Consider the following 18050-nt stretch of genomic DNA (forward strand, 5'->3'; position numbering starts at 1 on the left):
CGTCATAAAAACGTCTATTCATGACATCGATATAATAAGAAGAAAGTACCATCCGATATATAGATAAAGACAATTATTTCATAATCAGAATGTATGGGAAATGGACTTCCCAAAGATAAGGAGGGCAACGGAATGTCATTATCGGTAAGTTCAGATTATAGTCAGTTTTATAAGGGAACAGAGCAGTTAAAGAGCTATGGTTCAGGAAATGGTAAAAAAGAAACCATTGTGCGTTATGAGTTTAATACTACAGATGAGCATGGGAATAAGGTTATGGACAAAATGTCCAAAGAAGAAAGCTTTCGTGTTATGAATGATATCACATCCCAATATGGTGATAATGTGCTGGTATCTTTTTCAGGAGATGGCTTGGCTGCCCTGGAGACAAGTAAAGGTAAGCTCCCAATTCCAGAGCAACCTCATAGGGAAATACCGGAGGGAACATTTACAGCTCTTGAAGGACCAAAGGTGCTGTCAGAGGAAGAGTTATCTGAAATGCGAAAATCGGGCGGTACTAACATGGCAGATGTGATGCGCAAACTTGATCCGAATGCATATAAAGAATTCATGAGCATAAACGAAGAAGCCATGGAAAAAGGTGGAACAGAGAGCATTATTGCAGGATTCAGGTTTATGTATAAGTGGATTACAAACAATGCTGAAAAGAATCCTAACTGGATGGATTCATATGACCCTGAGGGGAAGTATGAAGCTGATCATGAGATTGAGCTTTCAGAGAGGCTTAATTTCGTGAAAACTAAAAATCATTCTTATGGAAAGTCTTTTTACTCCGTGGAAGACTCCGGTAAAGATCTCCTTGAGGCGTATGCGAATTTGATGAATACTATAGTTAAAGGGCATGAAAATGGCACAAGAAAGTCTTTCGTAAAAGATAATGGTGAACTTAGGGAGATGACCCTTCATGAAGAACTTGATGCGCTGGATGCTGCGTTTTTGAAATTGTCTGAGCGATCTGCTGCCGGTGGATTATAAAGATAAGCTCGTTTCAGCTGCAAAATTGGTTATGGAACAGTTTAAGTCTAACCGCGGGTAACTATGCTTGTTTTGATTCACAAGGAGGGGATCATGAGAATACAGCAGAACATCCTCAATAAGCTGAGCCTCCTTTCAAGTGATGTTAAGGGTAGCACTGTAGACAGCCAGATATAAGAACATTCAGTAATGTCTATTCATTACATTAAAGTGTCCATTCATGACATGAACATATAAATACGAAGCGTTGTGATGATAATATAAATATAGGGATTAAGGGAAAATGCTTACATGGATGTCCGTGCTAAGCATTTTTCTGTTAATGGGCAAATGAAAATTGAGGGTAATGTATGACAAGGTACAGTATAGCAATTTGCGATGATGAAGAGGATGTAAGGAGTCTTTTTCATGATTGGGTAAGCAAGGCAAAAGATGATGTGGATGTTAAAGAGTACTCAGGCGGAGATGAACTCATAAATGATATAGATGCAGGCGCCGGGATAGATATTCTTTTTCTTGATATAGCTATGGGCAAAAATGACGGAATAGAAACAGCAAAAGAACTTGGAAGGCGCATAGAGGCAAGTGGCAAAAGTATGAGAGCATCAAGGCCACTTATAATTTTTGTTACAGGTATACCGGATAGGATGGGAGATGCCTTTGGCGTTAAGGCATTTGATTATCTGCTAAAGCCGGTTTCGCAGGCTGCATTTGAGAGTGAGCTTCACAGAGCAATAGAGGAACTGAACAGACTTGATGCCCAGCTCATATGCGAGACAAAATATCAAAATGAGAAAGACAGGTTTATATCCATACAATCAGGTAAAGGGACAATAAATATAAAGCTTCGGGATATTTTATATATTGAGAGCTCGGGACGAAAAGCAATTGTCCATTTGCCAGGAATTAAGCATGAAGTGTATCGGCAGATGAATGACTTTGAGGATGAACTGGGGAACAGTTTTTTTAGGGTTCACAGAGGCTATCTGGTTAATATGAGGCATATAAAAGGCTACTCCAGATCAGAGGTACAGGTTGATAATGGGGATGCACTTATAATGTCAAAATACAAATACGCTGATTTTATAAGGGCTTACATGGAGTTCATATCCTGACGATTGTAGGAGGCAGTATGACAGAGGAAAATATCAGAATTATGGAACAAATCTACGGAGTATCTATGATATTGATACGTGGCCTGTTCTTTGGAATGTTTGCAGAGCTTTTTATAAATAAAGAGACACTTAGCAGACCAAAGAATATTGTATTGTCAGTGATAATCACGATTGAAGGGATAGTGTTGTTTTCAATTCCATATTCTACAAAAGGTCTGTACAGTATAATAAGCCTTCTGACTATAGTTGCAGTGTTCTATTTTTATAATCAAAAGATATTACCGCATATCATCTTTGTCTTCTTTCTCTGGCAGAACGTATTCTACGTATGGCACTTGATAAACTTTGCTATTTTCAACAGTATTTCAGATTATGTTACAGCAACTATAGATTATTCCAGGGAAGGCGCAGTGGAAAACCTATGGAACTGGATGTTTATACTGATGGCTTTGCAGGTTATTTTTTTTGCAATTTTCCTATTTCTCGAATATTTCGTAACCGGAAAAATATGTACGGTCAAGTATGAAATGTCATGGACTGAAGCTCTATATTTATCGATATATTCCGCGGTGTCATATATTATCTGTTACATAATTGTAGAAGTTATGGTTGTACCGCTTGATAAAGAGGTTTTTGTGCTGCTTGATGAGAAACGGGATCTTAGATTTACTATTCCAATTCTGGCTGTGCTTATTTTTATCGGAGAAATGTCTGCAATTGCTACATGGCAGCGCTACAGGAGACTTAAAGAAGAGGAGCTTAGGCTACAGGAGCAGCTTCAGGAGCAGGAGTTTATCAGGAAAAAGATTGAATATACTGAAAAATACCATGACCGTATAAGAACGCTTCGGCATGATATGGCCGGAAAACTCATGATTCTTAAGAGCTTTTTGGAAAAAGACAGGATAGGCGATGCAAAAGAATTCCTTGGAGACATGGACATTGAGTTAAGCTCAGAAGCTATGCAGTATGCGACAAATAATCCTGTTACGGATGCTGTCATAAATGAGGCTGCAGCCCAGGCATGTAGCATGAACTGCGATTTTAAGTCAGAATTTCTTTTCCCTGATGACAATGGAATCAGTGCTTTGGATATGGGGATTATTCTTAATAATCTTATTGATAACGCTTTGGATGGAGTACTAACCGTGGCGGAGGATGATAGGTTTATCAGACTTATTGGGGAACAAAAGGATAACTTTTACTTGATAAAAATAGAGAATTCGTTTGATGGAAAATTGAAGCGTGCTTCTGATAACAGCATTATCAGTACAAAGAAAATGGATTCTGACGCAGATAAGCACGGGCTGGGGTTAAAGAGCGTCATGGGAATCGCAGATAAATATCTTGGAGCGGTGGATATCAATTCAGACAATAAGGTTTTTAAGGTTAAGGTAATGTTGCAGAAGAAAAACTGTTACTGTTCAGTTCCTGACCAGTAACTAAGCAATTTTGCAATTAAATCGCTTCGCGATGGGCAAAATTGCCACTTGAATCACTTTCTTACGCAGCCAGCCAGCAGCGTAGTGCTGGCTGCTGACTGAATAGTAATGAAAAACTGACTATTCATTACATAAAAAGGTCCGTTCGTGTCAAAGCTATTTAACTGCCTCCGGTCATAGACGATACTTGATATGGAACAGAAACTACCTGCTGCACTAAACTCGACAGTACCTCGTTAAGTGCACAGGTATGGTTCGCACTAGACTCGGGAAGAACCTCGTCAAGTGCTCTACTCAGGAGGTGTTTTTATGAATTTTGGGCAAAACTATTTTGATGTCTTGACTAGCAGGATAGGCGGAGCCTCCAGTATTTGGAACAGACACGGAACGTCTAAAGTTAATAATCGCAGCAGGACTACAGGTACAAGGAGCACATCACGAACATCAGGCGCTATAAATAATAGCTATTTTGGATTAAGCGCCAATACCGTGAAAACTATGAATAACGCATATAACAGCACATACAATAGTGCATATATGTCTGATCAGAAGGTTGCTGATGGAGCTGTAAAGGTAGAAAGCGCCGGTAAGAAACTTGCAAACAGTGAGATTTATGAAGAAAAGAACACAGACCAGCTGCTTAAAACTGTAAAGAATTTTGTGGATGGTTACAATGATGTCAACAGTGGAGCAAAAAATGCTACAAGCACCTCAGTTAGAAACAGAGCCGGATGGATGAGAGAAGATGCACTTAATAATGTGTCAGACCTTAGAAAGATAGGCATAGGTTACAACTCTAAGACAGGAGAGTTATCTGTTGATGAAGATGTATTAAAAGGAGCAGACAAAGCTACTGTCAAAAAGATATTAGGAGAAGCCGGATCATTTGGACAAAGGCTTAGAAGCAATGCATCTTTAACATCACAAGCAGCCATTACATCAAGCAGGTATTCGAGGAATACAGGCATCTATGGATCTAATGGCACATACAATACTGGAAACCTTTTGGGTGGATTTGGTGGATATGGTAATTCACTCCTGTCATCGATGTTTTCACGATGGTTTTAAACCCAAAATGCGCAAGAGTATGAGGTAAATAGCATATGAAGATAGCAAGTAGTGATGTATATACTAATTCAAATTACAGCTATCAAAAGGATTTGAACAGTGGCGGCGCAGGGACAGGCAGATTTTTTGCCGGAATAGTAGAAAAGCATGTAGAAAAGGAAAAAACTGATTATAAGGCAACAGGTAATATAAAAACAGAAGATGGAAGAGAAATAAATGTTGATGTTGATGTAAGTATGGTTCGAAAAAAGGAGCATGAAACATTTATACCGATATCGTCACCACTGGATAATCTTTATGATCCATTGATAATCAATACAGGAAGTCAGACAGCTTCTTTAAGTGATACGAAATTTAAATTTGATCTTGATGCGGACGGCAAGCAGGATGAAATATCAATGACCAAGTCAGGGAGTGGATTTTTAGCTCTTGATAAGAACGGAGATGGAAAGGTAAATGACGGCACTGAACTGTTTGGAGTAAAGAGCGGTGATGGCTTTAAGGATCTTGCCAAGTACGATACAGATGGCAATGGCTGGATTGATGAAAACGATGAGGTCTATGATAAGCTCAAAGTCTGGAGTAAAACTGATGATGGAAAAGATAATCTTAGGACACTAAAGGAATCCGGTGTCGGGGCTATTTTCCTGGGATCAGAAAGCACGGAATTTACTCTTGATGGTGCGGATGGTGTTTTAGATGGGAAAGTGAGAAAGACAGGAATCTTTCTAAAGGAGGATGGGACTGCAGGAACCATTCAGCACGTTGATCTAGCCATCAAGGGACGTGAGTCAGAACTTATGAGTGCTGCAGAGAAGCTTGATAAAGTTTTGGAGAAGATGCGCAGCGAGAACTCTCAGCGGAGCAGGCGAAATAACAACAATGATAATGCAAGACGCCGGGCTCAGAGAGCAGCGAGACAAAAGAAGCAGCTTGAGGACTATCAGAAAAGAAAAGAACTGAATCAAGAACTGACGGAAAAGGCCATAGAGCATAGAAAAATGTTATATGGCACTTAAGGAGCAAAGCACTTATTCCGATAATATATAGAGAGGTTAGGATGGAACTGCCGGATATCAATGGATTGATAAATCTAATGATATTCGGCTTTTTAAGAAGGAAGGTGAAAGTAAAGAGCAAAGCGCCGCAACTGATAATCAATTAACCACTTGGTCCTTTCAGGAGAGTGGAGCAGCTCTGAATGACAGATGAGCTGCAGAAAGGAACACTTATGCCAAATACCATAACAAACGGAAACTATTATTACACGCAGAGCGCATTTGTACAGAGTGCCCACTTTTATTCAAATCAGACAATCGGAAACAGCGATTTCCAGAGTGCTATTCTTGAAAAAAATGAGGATTCACCTGAGGTTGTGGATGCCCTGGCAAAAGAAGAGCCTGCAAAGAAAGGCTATACACGAGTTATAACGGCAAATGTGTGGAACTCAGGAATGACATCAACGCAACTTGCTGACGGCAAAACCGCCTATTCTTATCAGGGGATGATGCAGAAGTTTGAGATAAGAATCGATGTGATGGGCGATAGCAGGAAATATACAGCAACCGGAACAGATGAAAACGGCAATGAGTTTTCAAAGGAGATAGATCCTTACGACGTGGATCCGACAGACTCAGATTTTACGGAATTTGCCGCGCTGTGCGCATATATCCGTGATACAGAAGATATCGCTGATGAAGCTATGCAGGCAGTAGATGACGTGGCTCCTAACGATATCTTTGAGAAAAAGAATTTTCTGTCAGAGCTTAATGGCTCCATAAATAACTTCAAGATGATGGGAGTAAGCACACTTGGAGCAGAGCAGCTTCTTTCCCACATAAACAGGCTTATGGAAGTAATGATGACTTCCGGCGTGGGGACAGGCATTTCTCCTGAACCTGTAGAAAATGCAACAACATTTGCAGGTGCTAAGGTATGGGGAGATACAGGCAGTTTTGGAACATTTTCCGGAATCCGCTTCCAGACCATAAGTTACTATGGCACCAGAGAAATCGGCGGAGCTGATTCGGCAACTGCAGAGAAGCCTGTCGAGATAAGTGATAAGGAAGATGATCAGAAAGAGATAGTTAGTCCCATAATTGGAATGAGTTCTATTCCTGTAGGAAACATGAGCTATGTGATGACTGCATCAGAAGTGTTTAAGCCTGGATCAGATGAGGCTATAGTAAGAGTCCATGTTGGTGGCAAGGATATCGATGTTAACATAAATGAAGTGGATCCAAAGAATGCCTCAGCTGTTGAGATGTTTGCATATTGTCAGTATGCAGATGCCCATGATACAGGTACCGGATATACTTTTGGCAGCTACAGTGTGTTAAAAGGGGTCACTGATCCACTTGGGAAATCAGAGTATACTTCACTTGATGAGGCTATCTCCAAAAAGAGCAATTGGAACGATGCAATTTCCGGATCTAAAGTATCCTTTACAAAAGAACAGACAGGCGAAACATTTGATGCGTCAGTCCTTCTAAAAATGCTGGAAGAGACCGCAGGATTATTTGCTTTGCAGAGTGGTGATAAGGATCTCGGAGAGCTGACGGATGAAGAATGGGAAAAACTCCTTGCCGATACAGATAAAGCGATAGATGAGGCAAAGGAGACTGCTATAGAAAATAAGCAGCAGGAAGAAAAAGAAGCAGAACACGTAAAGCGGCTCATAGCTGAGAACTATGAAAACGGTAAGATACAGAAAGCTATGGACGGATATGAGTTTATGAAGATGCAGGGTGAGTTAATTGAGCGTAACGTTGAGAAGCTCAGGCAGAATCAGAAGACTACCCGTGAAAGACTTCTTGAACAGGATCCCAATGCTGCCAGCAAATGGTATATGTATGATGGTAGTAGTAAACGCTATTCCTTTGATGAGTTCTGTAAGTTTATGGACGCTAAGGACGCCGAGATGCGTGCCAATGCTCCTGAATGGAGAAACCCATATCTTGAGATGGCTAACTATTATTTGAGTCAAAGGAAAAAAGAAGCTTAACGTCCGGCAGTAAGATAATACTCTGTTTTGTTTATACTGAGCAGAGTATTATTTTTACAAAAAAACTATTAACATATGTTAATTTATGTTACAGAGTTTAAGATTGAAAAAAGCGCCGAGCCAGGCACATGAAAAATGTGGAGAGCCTGCTTTTTTCTATGTAGAAGAGTAGGCTCTTTTTTATTCAATGTCTTTGGCGTTTTCAGAATGGAACATGTTTATGAAGCCCTTAACGAAGGGTAAAAGCTTTTTGGCTTCAGCATCAGAGCAGTTTGTCATGAGATAGTGAATTAAATCCATTAGATTAGTGTTTTCATCGTATTTTTCTCTATAAAAAATTTTATAGGGATTCATATCCAAGTTTCTGACTAATGGGTGGTGTGTGGAATAGCGAGGATTGCCCTCGCCTCGTTCAATTCGTTTAATGCTCTCGGATTCCAGAAAAGATTTTTCAGCCAATCCTTCTTGTGTGACCTTCTTTTTTGCTGACTCGCGAGCTTCCTTTACTGCATCGCCGAGATCTTTTTGAGCTTGACGGAATTCATTTATTTGTTTATCAGTTTTTGTCTGTGTCTTTTTCATTATATACACCTCTAGACCTATTCTACTTCTGTGGTTATACCTGTAAATGAAGAATACTATGAAATAAAAAATGGCTCCAAACCAAAGAAAAAAGTTTGGATTGAGACTGAAACCAAAGATTTAAAGCAGAAAATCTTGGATTCGGGGTATACAAATAAAATAAAACAAAACGTATTGAAGTTATATGAGAAAATCGGGACAGAGGTTTTTGGGAATTCTCGAGTAGTCGAAATTCTGGGATGTTCGGAAGTGACAGCAACGTCCTATTTGAAAAGGATGGAGGATGAAATGAAGATCATTGTTCCGGTAGAAGGAATGGGAAAAGGGAAATATAAGTTTTCTGTATAAGTAATAGAAAAGGTTATATGGTGAAATTCTGCTGTTTAGTAGCTGTTTGATCGAAAATGGAGGAAAGGAATGCTCTGTGATGTTGTGAAGCATGATGAGTGAAGGGTGTGGTGTTTATGGTAAAGAAAACAATGAATAGTTTGTTCCTGAATTATCTTCTACAAAGCCAGGACAACATCGAAGCAAATGTTGAAAAATGGACCAAGGATTTTAATATCGCTGAGAATATAGATGAAATATCTGAAACACTTAATGAACATATGGTGTTTATAATGGCTTGTTGGGGAGAAATAGGATGGTGTTTGCCTAAGTGGAAGGAACAAGAAATAAAACTGGGGAAAATGCTTAATGATTTGAAAAATAATATTCCTATAAATAATATAAACGAAGGATTAGCTGAGTGCTTCAAAGAAAAGGAAATTGAAGCTCTGGTGATTTTAATTCAAAATCATTTCAATAATTCTGAAAAGATAAAATGGCGATCTCTCGCTCATCATGAATCCGGCATTTGAAGAAATCGGAGCAAAATACAACAAAACAAACGCTCAGGTGATACTCAGGTGGCATATCCAGTCTGGGATAATACCTATCCCATCCACAAGAGATATGGTGCACCTTAGAGACAACGTAGATATTTTTGACTTTGAACTTTCTGATGAGGATATGAAGAGGATAGCCGATATCAACCGGGATAAAAGATATTTCAAAATGCCAATGTTTGTAAAACAGATAGCATTTACCAAAGGAAACATAGATTTTAACGATCAGGTATAAATGGAGGAGAAAAGATGAGCACAGCAGAGTCAAGACCTAAAGCTCAGGTAAAAGCATGGCTTGAAAGCCTTGGCTGATTGCAACGGAGGACTAACACATGCTTAAGAATAATATCAAATATGTGGCAGGAATGTTGCTGATTACAGTATTGTTATCCTCCTGCGGTGAAGAGTAAAATGCTCCGGCAGAGAAAGCTGTGGCGGATAATGAAGTAAAAGAGTCATCAGACGCTAAAAGCACGAAGGATGAGGAATCAAATATGAATGAGATAGTATCTGCAATTTCACAGACCGGATGGACTGATGCTGTTCCAACATCATATCGCAGTGCTGCATCAAAGCAGGGAAGTATAACCCAAATAGACTATGCTTCCAAAGACTATGTGAATGACAGTTCACTTATAACAAAGACTGCATACGTCTACACTCCATATGGATATGATGAAAAAGATAGCGAAACGAAATATGACATCATATATCTGATGCACGGCTGGGGCGTACATGCAGGGGAGTACTTTGAGTACACCAAAGATCTTTTTGACAATCTGATCGAGAAAGGGGATATCCCTCCTGTGATAATTGTTTCGCCAACATTTTATAATGCAAACAGTGACACAGGATTTGGCGGTTCTGTAAGTGAGTTTCGCCAGTTCCATCTTGATTTTGAAGATACAAACAAAGTTAAGTTTGGTCTCAAAAACTGCCATTATGCAAAGGCTACTTTTGGAGCAGATGGCAGCGTAACATATGCAAAGCCGGTACCAATTCCCGGTGCTGTAAACTTATCACTTGATCCTGAAGGAGAGAGTGATTCATTTTTTGCTGATGATGGTGTTTATTATGCCATTGCAGCAAACAATGGATATAAGGGTGACTTGGAGATTGCCATCATCCCTGAGTCCTTTGTTACAGATATCATGCATGAGGAAGAGGATGCTAATGGCGTTCTTGTAGAGAATAAGGAAGTGGAGCCTGAGCACTTTGCACTTCTTTTTGAGTTCTCCGGTGATCAGAGAAAGATTCGTCACTGCATTTATAACTGCGCTGCCAAGAGGACAGGTATCAGCAGTGGCACAATCGAGAACAGCAAGTAGCCAAAGACAGATAAGCTTTCTCTTGTAGCTACATCTATTAACGGCGGCTATGTAAAGGCCAAGACCGGAACCAACACAACTGATGCGACATACGAAGGCTGGTTTGGAAATGTCTATATGCCTACAGCAAAAACATCCGGAACCACTACAACTGGTAAGACCAGTACTTAAGGAGGAGTAACAGATGGCAGTAACAAAAATCATCAAGATAGATGATAAGGATGTAACATTCAAAGCCAGTGCAGCAACTCCAAGAATATACCGTAACCTCTTTGGCAGGGCCATCTTCAAGGAACTGTCAAAGCTGGAAAAGGACATCGATAAAAATGGAGATGAAGACCTGGATATGTTCTCACTTGAGATGTTTGAGAACCTGGCCTATGTCTTTGCAAGGCAGGGTGAGCCTGATAAGAAGTTTACAACTCCTTATGAATGGCTTGATCAGTTTTCAACTTTCTCTATCTATGAGATTCTTCCGGAGCTTATATCTCTTTGGGGAATGAATATCCAGCAGCAGGAAGAGTATAAAAAAACTTCCAGCAACTGATAGAGAAATGATGACAGCGCTTTTCCTTCTACGATGCGTACAGGTCGGGATTTCCATAAGAGACCTCGACCTGATTACCATCGGGACGGTAAATGACATGTACGTTGAAAGTGGAAATGATACCTGCGATTATGATGTACTGGCCACTCAGGATGATTTTGATGCGTTCTGACATAAATAGTTTAATCATGATTATACTTTATGATAAAATTAATCATATAAACTAATTTTATCATGAAAGGATAAGTGATATGAGAAGGTGCTTGGCATTATTGTTGATATCATTGATGCTAGTGGGGTGTGGTAATACGACTAGTGATGCGTCAAAGACAGAGGATAGTAGCGGTGTTGCCGAAGATAATACTGAAACAGTTAATTTTGCTGGAACGTACATAGGACTGCATGGTAGTGGGATAACATTATTTGATAATGGAGGGGCAGAGTACTATTGGAAAGAGTGGACTGATGTTGAAACTGGGGATACTTGGGAGTATGAAAACAATAGGATTATCTTTCATAGTAGGAGTCTTGGATACGATATTTATGCTGAAGTGGAAGGTGCGAATACTTCTAATTTAAATTTCCAAAGTGATGAAGCAACATGGCAAGATGAGTTATTTGTCAAGATATCAGGCGATATAAATAGTAAGGGGATAGAGGACTATAAAGCCCTTATTGAGAATCAGCTCAATATTTCGTTAGCAAAAGATGATAGCAATGATCTGAAGAATGATACATTAGCAGGATTTTATTTTGAGTACTATGAGAATTATGAACAAAGCGATAATGATGATGAAATGATGGCTTATGTAGACGAAAATAATGATCGTGGGTTAATTGTTCCTAAAGCATCTTTGGAAAGTCAGGAATTATCAGAAAGTGATAAACAGCAAATACAGGACCGATCTGATGAGTACATTGATTGGAATCTTTCTAAGATGATTGATGTTTATGGAGACGGTAGGACATTGGATTCTGATGGTGTAAGTATTGTTAATATTTCTAATGACAACCTAATGACTAAAACAGCAAAGATTGATGGCGATGACGAATTCAACGCATATGTTACAATTTATTATGATCAAGATACTACATCAAGATTCTTTACTGTATTCATGGCAAAAAAAGATGATGTCAATGCTGAACAGGACTATAAACAAATTGTTAAATCAGTTAAATATATTGGGGATGAATCAAAATCTGTCCAAACTAGTAATTCGAGTGAAAAGGAAACTGTTACTACTAATAATGACGTGGTATCAGCAGATTTAAAAGAGTTTCTTGACAACTATGAGTCATTTATGGACGAGTATGTTGATTTTATGAAAAAATATAAAGACAACCCATCAGATTTATCATTACTAGCTGATTATGCGGATATGCTTCAAAAATATAGTGATTTTGCAGAAACTGCTGAGCAGTATGATACAAATGAGATGTCTACTGAAGATGCCAAATACTATCTTGACGTGATGAACAGAATTAATAAAAAGCTTTTGGAAGTCGCAGGCTAATGTAGACGTAGTTAAGTTTATAACTAATATGGCAGATAAGAAATGATAGGAGGATAGCTAAGAGATGCGATTTGAAGAATCACCCGCTACAGAAGAAGAGGATTCCTATGGGTATAGAATTGAATGGAACAATTATTATCCCAAAATGGATGGCAACGGGTTAGGACCAGGTTCAATGCCAGGTGGAGGCTTTGATAATGCGTGGGAACAATTCACTAAAATGAGGGAAGGCATAAAGTATAGTGGCGTTAAACTAATTAAAATTGATAAGGATGGAAACGAAACTGTTTATGCCTCTTAATTAAAAAAATTATGTGAAAAGTAAAAGCATCTACCTTTCAAAGGATAGGTGCTTTTTTCATGCCCTTTTGGAGGTAAATAATGGCTGATAGGCTTAGAGAAATTACAGTAGAAATCGGTGGAGATACTACAAAACTGTCGGCTTCACGTAAACAAGTAAATAGTGATATGAGACTTATGAACTGTGGGAACAAAAAGATTAATGAGCTTTTGAAGAAATTGGAGAAATATGATCTTGTTCAGAGAAAGCACAGAGGGCTTGGGAAGCCAAACAGGATTTATGTGTACGATCTTCTTTCACCGTACAATCTAAATTGGAAGCCCGGAGTAAAGAAAACTATGGAAGGAGAGGAAAAATATGCTTAATACAAATCTTGGATGCAACAATGCAAACGGAATAACTCTGATACATGAGATTACAGAACGTCCCGCTAAAGTTCCGACGATGGTTCCGCTTGCTTATGGAATTCTTTGTGAGCTGAAGAAGACTATGAAAAAAGCGGTTCCGGTAAAAGTGGTGAAAGATAGCCCCGCTGTTTCTATTGCGGACAAGTACTCTCTATCGATACAGGAAGCTGCTGAGTATTACGGGATTGGAGAAAAAAGACTTAGAAGTATTATATCAGAGCACTATAATGAGCCGTTCATTCTTGAAATAGGATCGCATCAGCGCATTAAGCGAAGACTCTTCGAAGAGTTTCTTGATCAGGCAACGGCGGTATGAATAAACACATGAAATGATGAAAACAGAACAAAAATTACGTGGCAGGCGAACAGCCCGATTGATATAATGTCAATGTCGGGTAGTTCGCCTTTTCTAATTAGACAAGGAGGACTACTAATATGAGTGAAAAAAGAAAGGATAACAGAGGAAGAGTTTTACACAACGGAGAAATTCAGCGTAAAGACGGTAGATACCAGTTCAAGTATATTGATGCTGATGGGAAAGAGAGATTCGTATATAGCTGGAGGCTTGATCATAATGACGCTACACTGCCTGGAAAAGTAAGAACATTGTCGCTTCGCGAGATGGAGAGAAAGATTCAGGCTGATCTGTTTGATAACATCGTTTCTAACGGAGGCAATATGACAGTGCTGGAACTTTTGGAGAAATACATTTCTACGAAGACCGGTGTGAGACCTACAACAAAGGCGGGGTATAAGACGGTGACCAATTTCCTGAGTAAGGATCCCTTTGGCAGAAAGCGCATTGATACAGTGCGCCTCTCAGATGCAAAATGCTGGCTTGTTAAGCTTCAGGCAGATGGAAAGAGTTATAGCTCAATTCATTCTTTAAGAGGCGTCTTAAGACCGGCTTTTAAGATGGCTGTAGACGATGATCTGATCTGCAAGAGCCCGTTTGATTTCGAGTTGGCATCCGTGATCGTAAATGATAGCCATACAAGGCTTTCGATAACAAGGGACGAAGGGAGAAAATTCCTTAAGTTTGTAAAAGAGGATCCTCATTTTGGCAAATACTATGATGGGATTTATATTCTTTTCCATACGGGGCTTCGCATCTCGGAGTTTTGCGGACTGACTCTTGGGGATATCGATTTTGAGAATCACAAGATCAATGTGGACCATCAGCTTCAGAAACGTGCACATATCGGATACTACATCAAGAGCACAAAGACTACGTGCGGAACCAGAGTACTACCCATGACAGAAGACGTTGCGGCTTGCTGTAGGAAGATCATCTCTGAACGCAACGCGCCCAAGGTTGAGCCGATAGTAGACGGGTATACCGGATTTCTGTATTACGACAAGGATGGAAGCATTACATACTCGCTTCACTGGGAACATTACTTTAAGCATATAGTGGACAAGTATAATTCCATTTACAAGCTTCAGATGCCCGAGATTACACCTCATGTATGCCGCCATACCTACTGTTCCAACATGGCGAAGTCCGGGATGAATCCGAAAACGCTTCAGTATCTCATGGGACATGCGGACATCGGAACCACGCTTAATGTCTATACTCAAGTGAATTTTGAGGATGCAAAAGCAGAGATCGAGAAGCTTAACGTTGTGTGAAAATCTTAAGGTGTAAACGACAAATAATTACACCTTACTTTACACCTTTTGCTGGTGTAAATATGCCAAAATATGCATATATTATGCCGGCAAATGAAAATGAAAAAGGTGTCTAAGCCCTGATAAAACAAGGAAAAACGATATGATTAAGATACTATTCATCTGCCACGGCAATCCACTGCCAAAATGCCTATAAGCCAGATAAAAAGGGCATTGATGATTTTGAAAAAGCCCTTTTACTCAAAGTTTACTCAAAGCGAAATGACCAATGGAATATGCCATAAACTAGCATAAACACTAGTGATTTTACTGTTTTTTGGCGTTATAATCCCTCCAAAATTATTAGAAAATCTGATATATGAGAAATATCTTGATCTTGCCATGGTTTATTATATTGGTGTTGATTTTCCTGTCGAGGGGGTTGGGAATATCATGGTAAAGAAATGCTTAAGACCTGGGGAATCAGAAAGTCTGACCTACGAGCAGCATCCAAAGATAATATGAAAAAGCAGCCCTATAAACTGGAAAACATATTTGATCTTATAATCAGAATAAACGGACTTGACGGGGAACAGCTGTATCCTGAAGAAATGCGCGGAGAAAATGGAGATGTGTTTGTTTTATCAAATCCGGACAGGCTTTATGGAGGCAGGTTGTTATATGATATAGACAAGTTGAGTGAATTAGCAGACAAGTTAGGAAAGTGTTTCTATATCATACCCAGCAGCATACATGAGCTTATTTTGATAAGGAGCAAGTTGGATTTGGAATTAGACTTCATCAGACAGATGGTGCATGAAGTCAATAGAACGACTGTAGTTCCTGAATAAGTGCTTAGCGATAGTGTTTATGTTTATGACAATGACAGCAAGAGTGTAAGAATAGCTTGATAAAGGATTTCAATTATTTTATGAAGCAGGAGGATTACTCTTCCTGCTTCATGTTATTTAAAGAGATATAGCTATTTAGTAGGGAAAGTGGTTTGTGGAATATATTATATTAGATTGAAAGATGATATAATAATTTCGATTAAAGAAAATATGTAAACATTTTTTATGAGGAATAGAGTTGTGATAGCTACCAAGTATTCAATCAAAGAAATAAAGGATATGATCAGGCCACTTGTTGAGAAATACTCAGCTGATGGGGCTGTTATTTTTGGTTCCTATGCAAGAGGAGATGCTACAGAGGACTCTGATATTGATGTGATGATCATTGGAGGACAATATTTTGATCCGACAGATGTATTCTGTATAGCTGATGAACTCTATGACATCTCGGGCAAACAAGTTGATGTTTATGAGGAACGTGAGATAGATAGAAACTCAGAGTTTTTTAGAAATATACTTAAGGACGGAGTAAAGGTTTAAATGCAGTATACTGACGAGCAGAGAATTGAAAAAATAAAAGTAACAGTTTCAAAGCTTCAGGAATATGTTACCAGTTCAGGGCTTACAAGAGACAAAATTTTAGAAGATGAAACAATAAGATGGACTTTAACAACACCGCTATATAACATAGGTGAGCATGCATATTATCTGAGCAAGGAGTTTAAGGAAACGAACTCAGATATTCCATGGGCAAAAATATCAGGACTTCGGCATAGGTTGGTTCACGACTATGACAACACCAACTGGACGATAATCTGTGATATTGTATTTGATGTTATTCCGGAGTTTAAGAAGCAGCTTGACGGGATAAAATAGGTAAATGAAAATGACAAAGAAACAGAATAATACCGTATTAAAGCCTCTACCTTTTATTGCCCCAGGTTCGGAGAAGAAGATTACTCCGGAAGAAATGAATAAAAGAAAGATAAAGTTTGAGAGACTAGAGAAGATTGGTGAGAAACATACTGTTATCACCGGTCATGATGTTGATGGCGAAACTGAAAATCCTTCTAGGATCAAAGCCATGATTTTGATAAATCAGGACAAAGATGTGCCGGAAGAGTTATTAAAACAGATTGAGGAATACGATAAAGAATTGTTGAAAACTAAGTGAAGAGTTTACAACAATAAAATAATTACAGTGAGCACCTGTTTTACTCCGTGTGAGAGTAAGACAGGTGTTTTATTTGTTCGTTTTTTAATCTACGGACAACTTCGGCAATCTCTCTAAAATATCAAATACATCGTAAGCGCGAAATATTTAGGCGGATAGCTACCGCCATTAATTAAGTTCATAATGGATTCGAATAACGTACATTTTACTATGGCACCTTTTTCTACACCTTTTGCCCATCAAAATTCGTAAAAAACATCAAATTATATCAAGCTCATTAATCGAGAAATCCAGTAAAATAGAGGCTTTGGCGATAGCTATTCTTGAAAACCTCTTAATAAAGAAAAACTAATATTATTGATAAAACGCAGTTTATAGGAAGGCTAATCCAAATTGATTTAGGATTGGCCTTCTCTTAATACAAATAAAAGGAAGCAATTGCATTTTTTTAATGCCTTGCAGATAAGTCAAGACTGTCCATACTAAAGTCGCTTATGGTAGAAGATATGTACGTTGAGCGCCTTGCAGAGCGCCTTGAACTGACCTCTGTCACAGTTTCTTTTCACCTGAAAAAACTCGAAGATGCCGGGGCTGTTAAGTCTTACAAAGATCAGTACTATACTATGTACTCCATCAATAAGGATATTTTTGAGGTTAATATCATTGATATCTTAAGTGAAAAGACATCTGAGAGTGAACTGCAAAAAGAGCGCGACGATGCATATCGCAAAAGGTTATTGATGCTTTCTTTGAATATGGCAAGCTTAAAGCTATTCCCAGTCAGCGTAAGAAGGAAAAGATTGTCCTTGAAGAAATTTGGAAAGCATTTAAGAAGGGAAAAAAATATACAGAGAAAGAAGTAAATCTGATCAGCGCTGATTTCCATGATGACTTTTGCACGATCAGGAGAGATATGGTTGCAGAAGGAATTTTGGAGAGAAAAGACGGGGTGTATACTATCACTGATATCCTAAAGTAGAAGCCGGATAATAAGCAGAAAATACATTGTATACGGATTTGAAAGAACTGGCAGAAGGTCAAATATTTAGAATATGGGTAATAAATTGTATAGGAATGACTCATATCATAATTTGCAGTATTTGAGTCAACGAATTTGGAAATCTCTTATGACCGCAAATTGCAATGGTTGAAAAATGAATCAATCATCTGGATAGAAATTATTGACCGCAAATGAAGTTATGAAGTTTTTGAATCATCTGACAATA

General features: G+C 38.7%; 24 protein-coding genes. 23 read left to right on the forward strand and 1 reads right to left on the reverse strand.

Features of this window, described 5'->3' with window-relative positions; genetic code table 11:
- The first annotated feature begins 93 nt into the window (after positions 1-93).
- The 6 genes from BM146_RS19395 to BM146_RS06010 all read left to right on the forward strand — a co-directional run bounded on the left by BM146_RS19395 (position 94) and on the right by BM146_RS06010 (position 7622).
- Positions 94-993 (forward strand): hypothetical protein, encoded by a 900-nt coding sequence (locus tag BM146_RS19395; RefSeq protein WP_207649900.1) that lies wholly within the window; start codon positions 94-96, stop codon positions 991-993.
- Between the two features lie 350 nt (positions 994-1343).
- Entirely contained in the window at positions 1344-2108 is a 765-nt protein-coding gene (locus BM146_RS05990; RefSeq protein ID WP_074885833.1) for a LytR/AlgR family response regulator transcription factor, read from the forward strand.
- A 17-nt stretch (positions 2109-2125) separates the two neighbouring features.
- Positions 2126-3550: a sensor histidine kinase gene (locus BM146_RS05995; RefSeq protein WP_074885837.1), complete on the forward strand. Its 1425-nt coding sequence runs from the start codon at positions 2126-2128 to the stop codon at positions 3548-3550.
- Positions 3551-3859: 309 nt separating this feature from the next.
- Positions 3860-4618, forward strand: a complete 759-nt coding sequence (locus BM146_RS06000) for a hypothetical protein (RefSeq protein ID WP_074885840.1) — start codon at positions 3860-3862, stop codon at positions 4616-4618.
- Positions 4619-4653: 35 nt separating this feature from the next.
- Positions 4654-5637 carry a hypothetical protein gene (locus BM146_RS06005; protein ID WP_074885843.1) on the forward strand — a complete coding sequence of 328 codons (984 nt, stop codon included), beginning with the start codon at positions 4654-4656 and terminating at the stop codon, positions 5635-5637.
- Positions 5638-5819: 182 nt separating this feature from the next.
- Complete coding sequence (locus tag BM146_RS06010) at positions 5820-7622, forward strand: hypothetical protein (RefSeq protein ID WP_074885846.1); 1803 nt, start codon at positions 5820-5822, stop codon at positions 7620-7622.
- A 180-nt stretch (positions 7623-7802) separates the two neighbouring features.
- On the opposite strand, the gene BM146_RS06015 is transcribed toward BM146_RS06010, so the two are convergent.
- On the reverse strand, positions 7803-8204 hold the full coding sequence (locus BM146_RS06015) for a helix-turn-helix domain-containing protein (RefSeq protein WP_074885849.1): 402 nt from the start codon (positions 8202-8204) through the stop codon (positions 7803-7805).
- A gap of 30 nt (positions 8205-8234) precedes the next feature.
- Here BM146_RS06015 and BM146_RS06020 point away from each other — a divergent pair, with 30 nt between their 5' ends.
- The 17 genes from BM146_RS06020 to BM146_RS20500 all read left to right on the forward strand — a co-directional run bounded on the left by BM146_RS06020 (position 8235) and on the right by BM146_RS20500 (position 17803).
- Entirely contained in the window at positions 8235-8552 is a 318-nt protein-coding gene (locus BM146_RS06020; RefSeq protein WP_074885852.1) for a hypothetical protein, read from the forward strand.
- 116 nt (positions 8553-8668) lie between these two features.
- Positions 8669-9064 carry a hypothetical protein gene (locus tag BM146_RS06025; RefSeq protein WP_074885855.1) on the forward strand — a complete coding sequence of 132 codons (396 nt, stop codon included), beginning with the start codon at positions 8669-8671 and terminating at the stop codon, positions 9062-9064.
- Positions 9048-9326, forward strand: coding sequence for an aldo/keto reductase (locus BM146_RS06030; protein ID WP_074885858.1), 279 nt, complete (start codon positions 9048-9050; stop codon positions 9324-9326). Before BM146_RS06025 ends, BM146_RS06030 begins: the two co-directional genes overlap by 17 nt.
- A gap of 196 nt (positions 9327-9522) precedes the next feature.
- Positions 9523-10419 (forward strand): major tail protein, encoded by an 897-nt coding sequence (locus tag BM146_RS20495; RefSeq protein ID WP_330391747.1) that lies wholly within the window; start codon positions 9523-9525, stop codon positions 10417-10419.
- Positions 10420-10603: 184 nt separating this feature from the next.
- Positions 10604-10966, forward strand: coding sequence for a hypothetical protein (locus tag BM146_RS06040; RefSeq protein ID WP_074885861.1), 363 nt, complete (start codon positions 10604-10606; stop codon positions 10964-10966).
- Positions 10967-10973: 7 nt separating this feature from the next.
- Positions 10974-11138, forward strand: coding sequence for a hypothetical protein (locus BM146_RS19400; protein WP_177201604.1), 165 nt, complete (start codon positions 10974-10976; stop codon positions 11136-11138).
- A gap of 115 nt (positions 11139-11253) precedes the next feature.
- Positions 11254-12480 (forward strand): DUF6591 domain-containing protein, encoded by a 1227-nt coding sequence (locus tag BM146_RS06045; protein ID WP_074885864.1) that lies wholly within the window; start codon positions 11254-11256, stop codon positions 12478-12480.
- Between the two features lie 64 nt (positions 12481-12544).
- Positions 12545-12781 carry a hypothetical protein gene (locus BM146_RS06050; protein WP_074885867.1) on the forward strand — a complete coding sequence of 79 codons (237 nt, stop codon included), beginning with the start codon at positions 12545-12547 and terminating at the stop codon, positions 12779-12781.
- 80 nt (positions 12782-12861) lie between these two features.
- The gene (locus tag BM146_RS06055) at positions 12862-13146 is read left to right on the forward strand and encodes a hypothetical protein (RefSeq protein ID WP_074885871.1); all 285 of its coding nucleotides are present in this window, start codon (positions 12862-12864) and stop codon (positions 13144-13146) included.
- Positions 13139-13504 carry an excisionase gene (locus BM146_RS19990; protein ID WP_242949351.1) on the forward strand — a complete coding sequence of 122 codons (366 nt, stop codon included), beginning with the start codon at positions 13139-13141 and terminating at the stop codon, positions 13502-13504. The genes BM146_RS06055 and BM146_RS19990 overlap by 8 nt, the downstream gene beginning before the upstream one ends.
- A gap of 119 nt (positions 13505-13623) precedes the next feature.
- Positions 13624-14820: a site-specific integrase gene (locus tag BM146_RS06065; RefSeq protein WP_074885875.1), complete on the forward strand. Its 1197-nt coding sequence runs from the start codon at positions 13624-13626 to the stop codon at positions 14818-14820.
- A 443-nt stretch (positions 14821-15263) separates the two neighbouring features.
- On the forward strand, positions 15264-15650 hold the full coding sequence (locus BM146_RS06070) for a DUF5688 family protein (protein ID WP_074885878.1): 387 nt from the start codon (positions 15264-15266) through the stop codon (positions 15648-15650).
- Positions 15651-15875: 225 nt separating this feature from the next.
- A complete protein-coding gene (locus tag BM146_RS06075; RefSeq protein WP_074885880.1) occupies positions 15876-16190 on the forward strand; it encodes a nucleotidyltransferase family protein in 315 nt (104 codons plus the stop codon).
- Positions 16191-16526 carry a HepT-like ribonuclease domain-containing protein gene (locus BM146_RS06080; protein WP_074885883.1) on the forward strand — a complete coding sequence of 112 codons (336 nt, stop codon included), beginning with the start codon at positions 16191-16193 and terminating at the stop codon, positions 16524-16526.
- Positions 16527-16530: 4 nt separating this feature from the next.
- Positions 16531-16824, forward strand: coding sequence for a hypothetical protein (locus BM146_RS06085; protein WP_074885886.1), 294 nt, complete (start codon positions 16531-16533; stop codon positions 16822-16824).
- A gap of 494 nt (positions 16825-17318) precedes the next feature.
- Positions 17319-17687, forward strand: coding sequence for an ArsR/SmtB family transcription factor (locus BM146_RS06090; protein ID WP_074885889.1), 369 nt, complete (start codon positions 17319-17321; stop codon positions 17685-17687).
- On the forward strand, positions 17639-17803 hold the full coding sequence (locus tag BM146_RS20500) for a DUF2087 domain-containing protein (RefSeq protein WP_242949354.1): 165 nt from the start codon (positions 17639-17641) through the stop codon (positions 17801-17803). The genes BM146_RS06090 and BM146_RS20500 overlap by 49 nt, the downstream gene beginning before the upstream one ends.
- The last annotated feature ends 247 nt before the right edge of the window (positions 17804-18050 follow it).

The organism is Butyrivibrio proteoclasticus, assembly GCF_900115735.1.
GTDB lineage: Bacteria > Bacillota > Clostridia > Lachnospirales > Lachnospiraceae > Butyrivibrio > Butyrivibrio proteoclasticus_B.